The sequence below is a fragment of the Thiothrix litoralis genome, from assembly GCF_017901135.1.
Lineage (GTDB): Bacteria > Pseudomonadota > Gammaproteobacteria > Thiotrichales > Thiotrichaceae > Thiothrix > Thiothrix litoralis.
Map to the genome: position 1 here is coordinate 2,779,399 of NZ_CP072801.1, position 12,641 is coordinate 2,792,039.

Annotated in this window: 14 protein-coding genes; 4 read left to right on the plus strand and 10 right to left on the minus strand. The window is 53.7% G+C overall.

From position 1 onward, the window contains the following. Positions 1-672 carry an N-acetylmuramate alpha-1-phosphate uridylyltransferase MurU gene (gene murU / locus J9253_RS13430; RefSeq protein ID WP_210221445.1) on the plus strand — a complete coding sequence of 224 codons (672 nt, stop codon included), beginning with the start codon at positions 1-3 and terminating at the stop codon, positions 670-672. Here the strand turns inward: murU and idi are convergent. The 5 genes from idi to J9253_RS13455 all read right to left on the minus strand — a co-directional run bounded on the left by idi (position 655) and on the right by J9253_RS13455 (position 4,698). Beyond that, entirely contained in the window at positions 655-1,197 is a 543-nt protein-coding gene (gene idi, locus J9253_RS13435; protein WP_210221446.1) for an isopentenyl-diphosphate Delta-isomerase, read from the minus strand. The two genes, murU and idi, sit on opposite strands and share 18 nt — an antisense overlap. Positions 1,198-1,206: 9 nt before the next feature. Next, entirely contained in the window at positions 1,207-2,193 is a 987-nt protein-coding gene (gene folE2 / locus J9253_RS13440; RefSeq protein ID WP_210221447.1) for a GTP cyclohydrolase FolE2, read from the minus strand. A gap of 101 nt (positions 2,194-2,294) precedes the next feature. After that, complete coding sequence (mreD, locus tag J9253_RS13445) at positions 2,295-2,786, minus strand: rod shape-determining protein MreD (RefSeq protein WP_210221448.1); 492 nt, start codon at positions 2,784-2,786, stop codon at positions 2,295-2,297. After that, positions 2,776-3,618 (minus strand): rod shape-determining protein MreC, encoded by an 843-nt coding sequence (gene mreC / locus J9253_RS13450; protein ID WP_228291585.1) that lies wholly within the window; start codon positions 3,616-3,618, stop codon positions 2,776-2,778. The genes mreD and mreC overlap by 11 nt, the downstream gene beginning before the upstream one ends. A 33-nt stretch (positions 3,619-3,651) precedes the next feature. Next, positions 3,652-4,698: a rod shape-determining protein gene (locus J9253_RS13455; RefSeq protein ID WP_028489619.1), complete on the minus strand. Its 1,047-nt coding sequence runs from the start codon at positions 4,696-4,698 to the stop codon at positions 3,652-3,654. 248 nt (positions 4,699-4,946) lie between these two features. Between J9253_RS13455 and hslO the strand changes: the two genes are divergently transcribed. Genes hslO through J9253_RS13470 form a run of 3 tightly spaced genes read left to right on the plus strand, consistent with a single transcriptional unit; the run spans position 4,947 to position 7,189 of the window. Continuing rightward, on the plus strand, positions 4,947-5,810 hold the full coding sequence (gene hslO / locus J9253_RS13460; RefSeq protein WP_210221450.1) for an Hsp33 family molecular chaperone HslO: 864 nt from the start codon (positions 4,947-4,949) through the stop codon (positions 5,808-5,810). A gap of 30 nt (positions 5,811-5,840) precedes the next feature. Continuing rightward, the gene (locus J9253_RS13465) at positions 5,841-6,425 is read left to right on the plus strand and encodes an NAD(P)H-dependent oxidoreductase (RefSeq protein ID WP_210221451.1); all 585 of its coding nucleotides are present in this window, start codon (positions 5,841-5,843) and stop codon (positions 6,423-6,425) included. Continuing rightward, positions 6,419-7,189, plus strand: a complete 771-nt coding sequence (locus J9253_RS13470) for an alpha/beta fold hydrolase (protein ID WP_210221452.1) — start codon at positions 6,419-6,421, stop codon at positions 7,187-7,189. Before J9253_RS13465 ends, J9253_RS13470 begins: the two co-directional genes overlap by 7 nt. Here the strand turns inward: J9253_RS13470 and J9253_RS13475 are convergent. The 5 genes from J9253_RS13475 to gatA form a co-directional block, all read right to left on the minus strand. Continuing rightward, positions 7,186-8,139, minus strand: a complete 954-nt coding sequence (locus tag J9253_RS13475) for a hypothetical protein (RefSeq protein ID WP_210221453.1) — start codon at positions 8,137-8,139, stop codon at positions 7,186-7,188. The genes J9253_RS13470 and J9253_RS13475 overlap by 4 nt on opposite strands. A gap of 91 nt (positions 8,140-8,230) precedes the next feature. Continuing rightward, positions 8,231-9,220, minus strand: a complete 990-nt coding sequence (locus tag J9253_RS13480; RefSeq protein ID WP_210221454.1) for a hypothetical protein — start codon at positions 9,218-9,220, stop codon at positions 8,231-8,233. Positions 9,221-9,387: 167 nt separating this feature from the next. Further along, positions 9,388-9,675: an Asp-tRNA(Asn)/Glu-tRNA(Gln) amidotransferase subunit GatC gene (gene gatC, locus J9253_RS13485; protein ID WP_210221455.1), complete on the minus strand. Its 288-nt coding sequence runs from the start codon at positions 9,673-9,675 to the stop codon at positions 9,388-9,390. A 2-nt stretch (positions 9,676-9,677) separates the two neighbouring features. Continuing rightward, on the minus strand, positions 9,678-11,108 hold the full coding sequence (gene gatB, locus J9253_RS13490) for an Asp-tRNA(Asn)/Glu-tRNA(Gln) amidotransferase subunit GatB (RefSeq protein WP_210221456.1): 1,431 nt from the start codon (positions 11,106-11,108) through the stop codon (positions 9,678-9,680). A gap of 12 nt (positions 11,109-11,120) precedes the next feature. Continuing rightward, entirely contained in the window at positions 11,121-12,599 is a 1,479-nt protein-coding gene (gatA, locus tag J9253_RS13495; RefSeq protein WP_210221457.1) for an Asp-tRNA(Asn)/Glu-tRNA(Gln) amidotransferase subunit GatA, read from the minus strand. Positions 12,600-12,641 lie beyond the last annotated feature (42 nt).

Consider the following 12,641-nt stretch of genomic DNA (forward strand, 5'->3'; position numbering starts at 1 on the left):
ATGAAAGCCATGATTCTTGCCGCCGGACACGGCACACGGATGCGCCCTCTGACGGATCACACCCCCAAGCCACTGCTACAAGCAGGCGGTAAACCCCTGATTGTTTGGCATATCGAAAAACTGGCTCGCGCCGGATTCCGCGACATCATCATCAATCTCGCTTGGCTAGGTTGGAAAATCCCCGCAGCACTCGGTGATGGTTCACGCTGGAACGTTACCCTGCACTATTCCGACGAACAAAGCGAAGGTGCACTGGAAACCGCAGGCGGCATCCTCAAAGCATTGCCTTTATTGGGCAACGCACCGTTTTTGGTGGTCAATGGGGATGTGTGGTGTGATTACCCTTGCCTGCCTTATGCCTTGCCTGAACATGATCTCGCCCATCTGGTACTGGTTAACAACCCGGCACATAACCCACAAGGTGATTTCGCCCTCAGCAACGGGCGTGTCGCCAACACAGGCGAACCCCGTTACACCTTCAGCGGTATTGGTTATTACCACCCGGCATTGTTTGCTGGGTTATCAGCGGGCAAGCACCCGCTCGCGCCACTGCTGCGGGCAGCGATGGACGCAGGGCAAGTCAGTGGGGAATCGTTTGCAGGCGACTGGCGCGACATCGGCACGCCAGAACGGCTGGCAGAACTGGATCGGGATCTAACCGCCAACGTGTGAGAGAAAATCAGCGACTTTTTCCTCAAGCAACGACGTTTCCAGCTTGCACCACGGCGAGTAACGCCCAGCGGCATCAGCGTCCAACACTTGTTTGAAATCTTTCCAGGGAATCCAGCGGGTAGCGGCAACTTCTAGCGGATTGGGGACGGGCTCATCCAGAGTACGCGCAAGCCACACCGGGCAGATTTCGTTTTCGACGACACCACCGTATTCGCAGCGATATTGAAAATACGGCAAAGCCTCAAACAAATCATAGACCTGCATCCCCAGCTCAACACGGACGCGGCGCTGGATGGCCTCAGCCACCGTTTCGCCCAAGGCCGGATGCCCGCAACAAGAATTAGACCAGAACCCCGGCCATGTCACCTTGCCAAAACTGCGCTGTTGCAGCAGCAATTCACCCAACGCATTGAAAATAAAAACTGAGAAACCCCTGTGTAACGGGGTTTCCAGTGTGTGAACCTCAGCTTTAGGCAGCGTGCCAAGCACTGCATTCTGCTGATCGACCAGAACAACGTGTTCCATGCAACGGTTTCAGGTCGGGTGCACGTATTCGCGGGGGTCGTCGCGGTAGCCGCCTTCCACGCCTTTCACCACCACGGATACCGCATCGTGAGCGTGCAAACTTTCCATGTGATTCACCCGCAACCAGAAGTCACGCACGGAAATATCATCATTCAGGGCGGTCTTTAAACGGCGAGCAGCATCTTCGCAGAACATCAAGTTGGCAGCATTCAAACGCGCGAACTCCTGCTCATCTTCACGTTTGACAGTGGCTTGTACGGGTGTTTTCAGGGCATCTTCCACGCGATCGATCAGGCTAGTGATTGGTAAGGTGCGAACTTTTTCTGCCAGCTTGACCCGTACCTGCGCAATGCTGCGCTGGCTGTGCGGTGTCGCGCTGATGCCGTTAGCGGTTCCCAACCAGTCGTAAACGCTGTTCGCATCCACCGCAGTGGTATCCTGACCAAAAGTTTCGCGGAAACCTTCCTGAATCAACTGACGAGCGAGTGCAGCCGAACAAGGGCAGGTCGAGGAGTAAGGCACTTCGACGCTGACTTCGGTGTCGATCTGGCCGTTGCGCAACGTCGCTGCCACTTTCACCGGGTAATTTTTCCAACCGCTGTTATCACTCAACAGGGAATTGCGGCGCTCGAAGTAGTCAAAACGGCATTCCAGATAAGCGGCATCACTCAGGCCAACATGGGTATCCACAAACTGGGTAATCGTTTCACGCAACACCTCCGGCGTTAGGTCATTCATACCCAGAATAGTGTCCAGCGCGACGTAGAGGCGCGACATATGAATGCCCTTGCTGTTGGCGTCAGTCAGGTTAACGTAAGCCTGAACCCGTGCCAGCGTCTGTACCCGGTCACCGTTGGGGCTGCGTAAAAATACGGGCAACTCAATCTGGCTCATTCCTACCCAGTCAAGTGTACCTTTGGCACCTGCGAGCGGTTGCTTGGCAACGTCCGGCATCACGGCACACGGCAGTTCCTGGCAGGCATTTGTAGACATCATGTGAATTCCTCTTGATCAGGGCTTGGCTTTCTGGCTACCACAGTAACAAAACGGCGGGCACTGCGATAATTTACCTAGACCAGACATTGATTAAAGCACCATTAAAGGGCTTTACGCTGCATATGAAAATACCCCAGCAGAGAGTGATACACTGGCCAGATAACAATACTGCTGAGCAAGGAGGCCCAATACAGCCAACCGATAGGGCTACTATTACCTGTTACCCGCTGCATCCACAAATTTGCCAGCATGTACAAACCCAAAATGACGAACAATAACGCCAACTGTTGCAGAAAGGCTTCAGGGGTCATTCGCAAACTCAGGCGTACTGCCAGATACGTCACCAGCACATAACCGAGTGCGTGTTGCCCCAGCAAAGAGCCGTACAAGGTATCCACCACCAAGCCGATGATGAACACCATCACCAAGCTGATGCGGTCACGGATAACCAGCGCCCAATGCACCAAGGTCAGGGCAATCCATTCAGGACGCCAAAAAGCAAAGGACTCGCCGAGTGGAATGATCGCCAGTACCATCGCCAAGATCAGGGTCAGCAGTACAGCACCGGGAAAACGGGGGTCTTTAACGGGCATCTACTTCACCACCAGCTTTTTTCCAGACCAGCAACACTTCACGTACCGCTTCATAATCAACCAATGGCATGGCCAAAATAGTCATATTCCCTTGTTTGAATTCTACCCGAAACACCTTGGCTACCTGAAAGCCTGCCGGAAACAAGCCCCCCAGACCGGAAGAGATGAAAACATCGCCTTCTTTTACCGTACTGAGGGCAGCCAGATTCTTGATTTCCATCGGCATTCCACGACCATAACCATCTGCCAGCCCCCGCTCCCCAGTACGCTGGTTTTGTACCGGAATGGAATGCTCACGGTCAATCAATTGCATGACGGTAGAATCGAAGGGGGTAACGGTGACCACCTGACCGTAGATATTATTGCCATCCAGCACCACCTGGCTTTCCTTGACGCCATCGCGGGAACCTTTGTTCAAGGTCACCAGCCCCCGCACCGGGTCTTGTGCCACTTGCAGGACTTCCGCCATCGAGAAGGTGTAGCCATCACGAGGGGCAGCATTCAACATGGCACGCAAGCGCTGATTTTCCGCCTGTACCACATTCAGGTCTTGTTGTTGTGCCGAATAGACTTGCACTTCCTGCTTGAGGACAAGGTTTTCCTCTGACAACTGGCTTTGTGCTGAAAAGAAGCCACTGGAACGTTGGTAAGCACGTTGCGGAAAATCGACGCTATACAGCAACGGATAGACCATCATGGTGGCAATCGTGCGCACAGGTGCAAGCGCTGCTGCATTGCGGTTATCCACCGCCATCAGCACCAATGCACCAAGAATAAGCACCATAAACCGGAAGGAAAACCCCGGCGTGGCATGATAGTTTACGTCGTTAATGGTCGCCTCCGCTGCTGTCGTCCAGCTTTATGATCAGTCGGTAGCGAGGAAGTTGACGCCTTCTTCTTCCATGATTTCCAGAATCTTGCCGCCACCACGCGCCACACAAGTCAGCGGATCATCAGCAATAACGACTGGAATACCGGTCTCTTCCATCAACAGGCGGTCAAGGTCACGCAACAACGCACCACCGCCGGTCAACACAATCCCTCGATCTGCCACGTCAGCAGCCAGCTCTGGTGGGGTTTGTTCCAATGCCGTTTTCACCGCACTGACAATACCGAACAGCGGTTCTTGCAAGGCTTCGAGGATTTCATTGCTGGTCAGGGTGAAGCTACGCGGCACACCTTCCGACAAGTTACGACCTTTCACTTCGATTTCCAGCAATTCCTTGCCGGGGTAAGCGGAACCGATTTCGCATTTGATGCGTTCAGCCGTCGCTTCACCGATCAGCATCCCGTAGTTACGGCGCACATAACTGATGATCGCGTCATCCAAACGGTCGCCACCGATACGCACAGACGCCGAGTAAACAATGCCGCGTAATGACATGATGGCCACTTCAGAGGTACCGCCACCGATGTCCAGCACCATTGAGCCAATCGCCTCATCGACCGGAATGCCAGCACCGATTGCCGCAGCCATTGGCTCTTCGATCAAGTACACTTTACGTGCGCCCGCACCGAGGGCAGAATCTTTAATCGCACGACGTTCTACTTGTGTTGCACCACATGGCACACAAATGACCACGCGTGGGCTAGGGCGCAAGATACGACCCGCATCCACTTTACGGATGAAATGTTGCAACATTTTTTCGGTATAGGTGAAATCGGCAATCACGCCATCCTTCATCGGGCGAATGGCCGTAATATTTTCCGGGGTACGACCAAGCATCTTTTTAGCTTCAGTCCCCACAGCCTCAATCGACTTGGGGCCACCTGGGCCACGGTCTTGACGGATGGCAACAACCGATGGCTCATCCAGCACGATGCCCTTACCACGCATGTAAATCAGGGTATTGGCAGTGCCGAGGTCAATGGAAATATCATTGGAAAACAAACCTGATAAGGCTCTGAACATAATCTAATCAATCCGGCTTAAAGCTAAAAAATGGAGTACTTGAACACATTCCGTGTGGTTGTCGTTTTTCCGCGAACAGGCTAACCTTTTGGAAGCCCCAAAAAATAATTCGCTAAATGTAACAATCGCCACTACTTTGGGCAAGCCGCGTTGTGTGATAAGTTCACGTTCCGGCTAAAATGGGTGCTTTTTAGCAGATTAGCCAGCAATTAGAAAGTAATTATCAACCCCTGGGGTTAATGGACGATATGTCAGCAGATACATTAAGACGTTTTATGTTAGAGAATGCGCATGTGCGCGGCGAATGGCTGCACCTGGACAACACTTGGCAGGAAATGCTGTCACGCGCCGCCTACCCCGCCTTCGTCAAAACGATCCTGGGGGAAGCCCTCACCGCTGCGGTATTACTCGCTGCCACCATCAAACATGATGGCTCGCTTACTTTGCAAATTCGCGGCGACGGCCCCATTCACTTACTGGTTATTCAGGCGACGGCAGAAGGTACGGTACGCGGGTTGGCGCAGTGGAGCCGCGATGCCGACGACCTGACCCTGTCTGCGCTGTTTGGTGATGCTCAACTGGCCATTACGCTGGAATCACGTAACAGCAACGAACGCTACCAGAGCCTGATTCCGTTGGAAGGTGACACCCTGAGTGCAGCGCTGGAGGCTTATTTCGAGCGTTCCGAACAGTTGCCAACCCGCTTGTGGCTGATGTCGGATGATACCGCCGCCGCAGGCATCCTGTTGCAACGCCTGCCGCTGGAAGAGGTGAACCCGGAAGACTGGCAGCGCACCTCGGTATTGCTCGATACCCTGACCCGCGAAGAACTGGTGCATCTGGAACCGGAAGAAGTGCTGTATCGCCTGTTCCACGAAGAAGACGTGCGCCTGTTTGACGCCAAAGACATCAGCTTCCACTGTGGTTGCAGCCGGGAACGGGTCGAAACCATGCTACGCTCCCTCGGTCAGGCGGAAGCCGAAACCATTCTGGAAGAACAGGGAAAAATTGAGATCATTTGTGAATTCTGCAATGCCAACTATACACTGGATGCAGTGGATACCAGCTTGCTCTTCAAGCCTGCGATGCCCACGAATGACACCCTGCACTAACTCACAACTCACTTTAACACTGGAAACCTCATGCGCGTTCTGATCGTTTACGCCCACCCCAACCCCAGCAGCTTCAACCATGCGATGCTGGATTATTGCCGCAAAGGCTTGCTGGAAGGCGGTCACGAAGTACGGGTCAAAGACCTGTACGCGGAAGATTTCAACCCAGTACTGCGTGCCTCGGATCTGGCCGTGCTGCAAACCGGCACTATCCCCGACAAAATCAGCCGTGAACAGCAAGACCTGTTGTGGGCAGATGGTTTGGTATTCATTTACCCGCTGTGGTGGTTCGACCGCCCTGCCATCCTCAAAGGCTGGTTCGACCATGTGTTGACCAATGGCACCGCATTTGAATATTCGCAGGAAGGTGTGAAAGGCTTGCTGAAACATCAACGGGCTTTGGTACTGATCACCGCAGGCGGCACAGAAGATTATTTCCGCCAAACCGACGCAGAACACCTGATCTACCGCCCGGTTACGGATGGCACACTGGCATTCTGCGGCATCAAGGATGTGCGCCATAGCATCTACTACAATGTCCCCGCCTTGAGTGCTGAAGAACGCAGCACCATTCTGGAAGACATTGCCACGATGGGGCGACAATTCGCGTGCTGAATTACCGCTGGTTTGGAGAAAGTGATAGCGGTGTAACCCCGCTGGTGGTGCTACACGGCTTGCTGGGGTCGCTGGATAACTGGCAAACCTTTGCGCGTGGTCAAGCAGGTAAGCGCCCGGTACTGGCGCTGGATTTACGCAATCATGGCGACTCGCCACACGTCGAAGGCATGTCTTACCAGCAAATGGTGAGTGATGTGCTGGCGGTACTGGATGTGCTAGCGATTCCAACCTGTGACCTGATGGGGCATTCGATGGGTGGCAAAGTCGCCATGAGTCTGGCCTTGCAACACCCCGAACGCATCCAGCGCTTACTGGTGGTGGATATTGCTCCCAAAGCCTATCCGCCGCGCCACCAAGCCTTGTTGCAGGCGATGGTATCCATGCCCTTAGCAAGTTTGAGCAGCCGCAAACAGGCGGATGAATGGCTGAGCACCACCGTCAAACACCCCTTCGAGCGTGGCTTTCTGTTGAAGAATCTGGGGCGTAAGTCCGATGGTAGCTTTTACTGGCAATGCAATCTGCCGGAAATCGCCCGGCATTACCTGAAAATTTCCGGTTTCCCGGCAAGTACGGCGAGCTGCCCTGCCCCCGCACTCTTCATACGGGGCGGACAATCGGATTATGTGGCAGACGAAGATTTGGCGCTGATCCGACAAGCCTTTCCAGCAGCCAAGCTGATCAGCATCGAAGCCGCCGGGCATTTGCCGCATGTGCAAACACCCGTTGAATTTACCGCGTTGGTCGATACATTTCTGAACTAGACCAACAAACGACGGTAAGTATTCACACGATTAGACCAACCAGCCAGCCAGCGGCTTTCACCGTTTGCAGGCGGGGAATTCCGTACCCGACGTTCCAAAACGCGCATGGCAGCATCGGCAAATGCGTGTAATGCCTGCTCACCGGGGCGTGAGGGACGCATTTCCTCCAATACCTGCAATAAACCCCAGTTCTGGCCGTTATAGCCACCGCTGCGGTTCAAGCCTTCGCCCTTGAAATTGGTGTAATCAATCAGCGCATACCACCCACCCGGTGTATTGGCAACAGCATTGAGGTTATTGACAATCTGTGGACGCAGGTGCTCAGGGGTATTATTCACCAGCTTAGGCATGGCACGACGGGTACGATCAACGATGAACTGGGTTTGCAAATCACGGGTTTGGAACAAGAAATTCTGCAATTCCTGCACCTGTCCAGTTTGCTTGGCCTGCATCAACTCACCCTTGCTCCGCCACGGTGCACCACCTGTCACGGACAACCATGCGGGCGGCTGCACACCGCGTGCCTGCATATAAGCCAACAATTCGGGGAAAGTGCTACCAAAGCGCTGCCGACGACCGTCAGCCGGATACCAGGTAAAATGCCCGATACCCATTGAAGCGAAGTTTTCACCATCATTCCAATGCACCAGATTATCGACATTACCGCCACCTTCATTCTTGAAGATTTGCTCACCAATCACCCGTAATTCCACCGGGGAAAGCCCCGGCATACCGTTGCTCGCATATTGGCGAGGGGGGCTAGTGTTTTGCGAACTATAATGAGAAGTATTTTGCGCTGCCGGATTTTGTACACTGAAGGCGGGGGATACAGTACTGGCTTGTGGGACTGCGGTCTTACCCCCGCCCCGTGTCATTTGGGAGTGGGGGCTGCACGCAGACAGGCCGAGACTAGCAAGGGCGGCAAGCGCCATCACCGTTTTTGTATTCATGACTGATTCCCTCTTATTATTATTTTTAGGGAACTATAAGGGAAAATTGCCCGTCACGATGCATTAACCCGACGAGCGATACAAAGGACAATTACACGCCAGGGTAGCGATAAGTATTCACCCGGTTAGACCAACCTGCCAACCAGCGGGCTTCATTGCGGGCTGGCGGCGAATTCCGTATCCGTCGTACCAGCACCCGACTGGCTGCATCGGCAAAAGAATGCAAGGCTTGCTGGCCCGGTTGACTAGGCTGCATATCATCCAGCACCTGTAACAAACCCCAGTTTTGACCGTTATAGCCACCGGCGTTATTCAAGCCTTCGCCCTTGAAATTGACGTAATCCACCAGTGCATACCAGCCACCCGGCGTATTGGCAATCGCATTCAGGTTTTGTGCAACACGAGTACGGGAAGCCGCCGGGGCAGCATTCACCAGTTTCGGCATGGCGCGGCGAGCGCGTTCCACGATATAAGCAGCTTGCAATAAGCGCGTTTGATACAACAGGTTCTGTAATTCTTGCACTTGCCCGGTTTGTTTGGCGTGCATCAGCTCCGCCTTGGTGCGCCACGGTGCGCCTTGATAACGTGCTTGCTGTACCCAAACAGGTAATGCCACACCGCTGGACTGCAAATGCCCCAGCAAGTCCGGGAAGGTATTGCCAAAACGCGCCTGCCGACCCGCTGGATACCAAGTAAAGTGACCCAAACCCATCGACGCGAAGTTTTCGCCGTCATTCCAATGCACCAGCTTGTCCGGGTCGCTACCGCTTTCATTTTTGAAAATACGATCAGCAATCATCATGAGTTCGTTACTGGACATTTGCGGTAATACAAGGCCTCCAGCACTCCCCGTAGGCGCAGGCGTATAAGCTGGGGTACGCGCACCTTGGCTACCGCCGTATTGCGCAACTTTGGGACGTGTTCCAGTGGTTTTTTTCGCAACGGAAACTTTTTTCTTGGCCCCGAACAGCAGTTCATCCGTTTCATCTTGCTGTGCTGAGTGGATAGTCTGTGTGCTGCACCCCGATACCCCAATCGTGACAGCAATTGCCATCAGTGTCCCCCACGCTTGAATGCGCATGTCGTTAGCCCCTTGTTATTATCAGCATTTAATTTGAATAATTGCCGCGTATTAATAATCTAGAACAACTTTACCTATGCTTAATTAGTTTATCTTATTGAGATAAATAACAAAAAACCCGCAGAAAGCGGGCTTTTGGGGGAGACTGCGAGTGTAATAATCCAGCGTTACTCAATCACTTTTGGTACCAGATACAGCCCCTTCTCCACCTCTGGCGCGATGGCCTGATACTGTGCGCGGTGATCGGTTTCCGTCACCACGTCTTCACGCAAGCGTTGCACCATGTCCAGCGGATGCGCCATTGGTTCAACACCCGTGGTATCCACCGCACTCAACTGATCCACCAGATTGAGGATATTGGAAAGGCTTTGGGTATAAGCCGCCAGCCGTTCCTCTGGCACGGCCAGACGCGCCAGACGGGCTACTTTTTTCACTTCATCTTCAGAAATGGCCATGCTCAGCCCTCCAGCTTTTGTTTGAGGATGTCGTTCAAGGTGTTGGGGTTAGCCTTGCCTTTGGAAGCACGCATCGCTTGTCCCACAAAGAAACCAAACAGCTTGTCTTTACCGCTGCGGTATTCCGCTACCTGCCCCGGATTTTTGGCAATGATTTCGTCAATCATCGCTTCAATCGCGCTGGTATCGGTGATTTGCTTCAAGCCTTTCTGGTCGATGACCGCATCGGCAGAACCTTCACCTTTCCACATCGCCTCGAACACTTCGCGAGCAATCTTGTTGGACACGGTGTTGTCTTGAATGCGCTGGAGCAATTCCACCAAAGCCGCACTGCTGACTGGCGCTGCGGTAATATCCAGATCGTGATCTGCCAAGGTTTTGCTGACTTCGCCATTCACCCAGTTGGCGGCGAGCTTGGCGTCACCGCACCCTTGCGCGACTGCCTCGAAATAATCCGCCACTTCACGGCTTTGCGTCAGCAGGCTGGCGTCATAGTCGGTCAGCGCATATTCGCTCATGAAACGCTGTTTTTTGGCATCCGGCAATTCCGGCAGCGTCGCCCGCACGGCTTCAATGTCTTCCGGGGTAATCACCACCGGCAGCAAATCAGGGTCGGGGAAGTAACGGTAGTCGTTGGCATCTTCCTTACTGCGCATCGAACGGGTTTCGTCGCGATCCGGGTCGAACAAACGGGTTTCCTGTACCACCGTGCCGCCGGACTCGACAATGTCGATCTGGCGTTCTACTTCGTGGTTGATGGCGCGTTCAATGAACTTGAACGAGTTCAGGTTCTTGATTTCAGCGCGCGTACCAAACGGCTGACCGGGGCGGCGTACCGAGACGTTGGCATCGCAACGGAACGAACCTTCTTGCATATTGCCATCGCCGACACCGAGGTAACGCACTAGCGCGTGCAGCTTTTTCATGTAAGCCACGGCTTCTTTGGCATTGCGCATATCAGGTTCGGAGACGATTTCCAGCAATGGCGTGCCTGCCCGGTTCAAGTCGATCCCGGTTTGCCCTTGGAAATCTTCGTGCAGCGACTTGCCCGCATCTTCTTCCAGATGGGCGCGGGTAATGCCGATACGCTTGGTTTCACCATTTTCCAGTTGGATGTCCATGTGGCCTAAGCCAACGATGGGCAGCTCATACTGGCTGATTTGGTAGCCTTTGGGTGAATCCGGGTAAAAGTAGTTTTTACGCGCGAAAATCGAACGTTGGGTAATTTCAGCATCAATGGCCAGCCCCAAACGAATCGCCAGTTCCACCGCCTTTTTGTTCAAGACCGGCAAAACACCCGGCATCCCCAAATCGACCAGATTGGCCTGCGTATTGGCTTCTGCCCCGTAAGCCGTGGATGAACCCGAAAAAATTTTTGAATTGGTGGAAAGCTGGGCGTGAATTTCCAGACCAATAACGGTTTCCCATTCCATGAGCTTGCCTCCTTAGGCGAAACGGGCTGGCACTTGCGTATGCCAGTCTGTCCATTGTTGGTACTGATGCGCAATGTTCAACATCCGCGCTTCCTCGAAATAATTACCGACCAATTGCATCCCGACCGGTAAACCGTCAGCCGCAAAGCCAATCGGGAAGGTCATCCCCGGCAAACCTGCCAAACTGACCGGGATGGTGTACAAATCTTCAAGGTACATCGAAATCGGGTCATCTTTTTTCTCGCCGATACCGAAAGCGGTTGTCGGGCAAGAAGGTCCCATGATCACATCCACATCTTTGAAGGCTGCTTCAAAGTCCTGTTTGATCAAGCGGCGTACTTGTTGGGCTTTCAGGTAATAAGCGTCGTAATAGCCTGCTGACAGCGCGTAAGTACCGATCATGATGCGGCGTTTCACCTCATCACCGAAACCTTCCCAACGGCTGCGCTCGTACAGATCCATCAAATCCTTGGGATTCTCGCAACGATGCCCGAAACGCACCCCGTCAAAACGCGACAGGTTGGAGGAACATTCCGCCGGAGCCACCACGTAATACACCGGAACCGCCAGATGGCTATTCGGCAAGGTCACTTCCTTGATGATCGCGCCCTTGGCTTGAAACTGCTTGATCGCACGGTCAATCACATCAGCCACTTGCGCATCCAAGCCTTCTGCGAAGAACTCTTTCGGCAAGCCAATCCGCAAGCCTTCGATAGAACCGTTGAGGGTGGCGGTGTAATCCGGCACGGGTAAATCCATGCAGGTGGAATCGCGCCCATCCAGCCCGGCAATGATATTCAGGGTCAGCGCACAATCTTCCGCCGACGCAGCCATTGGCCCACACTGGTCAAGACTGGAAGCAAACGCAATCATGCCGTAACGCGAAATGCGCCCGTAAGTCGGTTTAATCCCAGTGATATTACAGAACGAAGCAGGTTGACGGATCGAGCCGCCGGTATCCGTGCCCAACGTCATCGGCGCAAGCCGTGCCGCAATCGTTGCCGCGCCACCGCCGGAACTGCCGCCCGGTACTTTGCCCACATCCCACGGGTTACACACACTGCCGAAGGCCGAGGTTTCATTGGAAGACCCCATCGCAAACTCATCCATATTGTTCTTGCCCAGCAAGACACCGCCCGCCGCTTTGAGCTTTTCAGCCACATGCGCATCGTAAGGCGAAATGAAGTTAGCGAGCATGTTGGAAGCACAGGTGGTCAACACCCCTTCCGAACAGAACAAATCTTTGAGCGCATACGGCACGCCCGCCAGCGCCCCGGTGAGTTCACCTTTGCGGATGCGGTTGTCAATGTCCACGGCTTGCGTTTTGGCAGCGTCGCGGGTCACGGTAATGTAGGCGTTCAATTCAGGATTGAAGCGTTCGATACGATCAAGGTAGGCATCCGTGGCTTCCATGACAGAAAATTTGCCCGTATGCACCCCGTCGTGAATGCCCTTCAAAGATAGGGTATGGATGGAATCAGCCTGCGACATGGTTTCTCCGTTCTTGCGGCTTATAGTCTTGCGATAAGCGGC

Bases quoted from the DNA above. Each gene is read 5' to 3' on its own strand.
- idi (WP_210221446.1), bottom strand. From the start codon at position 1,197: ATGGAACACGTTGTTCTGGTCGATCAGCAGAATGCAGTGCTTGGCACG.
- J9253_RS13480 (WP_210221454.1), bottom strand. From the start codon at position 9,220: ATGCGCATTCAAGCGTGGGGGACACTGATGGCAATTGCTGTCACGATT.
- J9253_RS13455 (WP_028489619.1), bottom strand. From the start codon at position 4,698: ATGTTCAGAGCCTTATCAGGTTTGTTTTCCAATGATATTTCCATTGAC.
- mreD (WP_210221448.1), bottom strand. From the start codon at position 2,786: ATGCCCGTTAAAGACCCCCGTTTTCCCGGTGCTGTACTGCTGACCCTG.
- hslO (WP_210221450.1), top strand. From the start codon at position 4,947: ATGTCAGCAGATACATTAAGACGTTTTATGTTAGAGAATGCGCATGTG.
- J9253_RS13465 (WP_210221451.1), top strand. From the start codon at position 5,841: ATGCGCGTTCTGATCGTTTACGCCCACCCCAACCCCAGCAGCTTCAAC.
- murU (WP_210221445.1), top strand. From the start codon at position 1: ATGAAAGCCATGATTCTTGCCGCCGGACACGGCACACGGATGCGCCCT.
- gatA (WP_210221457.1), bottom strand. From the start codon at position 12,599: ATGTCGCAGGCTGATTCCATCCATACCCTATCTTTGAAGGGCATTCAC.
- folE2 (WP_210221447.1), bottom strand. From the start codon at position 2,193: ATGATGTCTACAAATGCCTGCCAGGAACTGCCGTGTGCCGTGATGCCG.
- J9253_RS13475 (WP_210221453.1), bottom strand. From the start codon at position 8,139: ATGAATACAAAAACGGTGATGGCGCTTGCCGCCCTTGCTAGTCTCGGC.
- gatB (WP_210221456.1), bottom strand. From the start codon at position 11,108: ATGGAATGGGAAACCGTTATTGGTCTGGAAATTCACGCCCAGCTTTCC.
- gatC (WP_210221455.1), bottom strand. From the start codon at position 9,675: ATGGCCATTTCTGAAGATGAAGTGAAAAAAGTAGCCCGTCTGGCGCGT.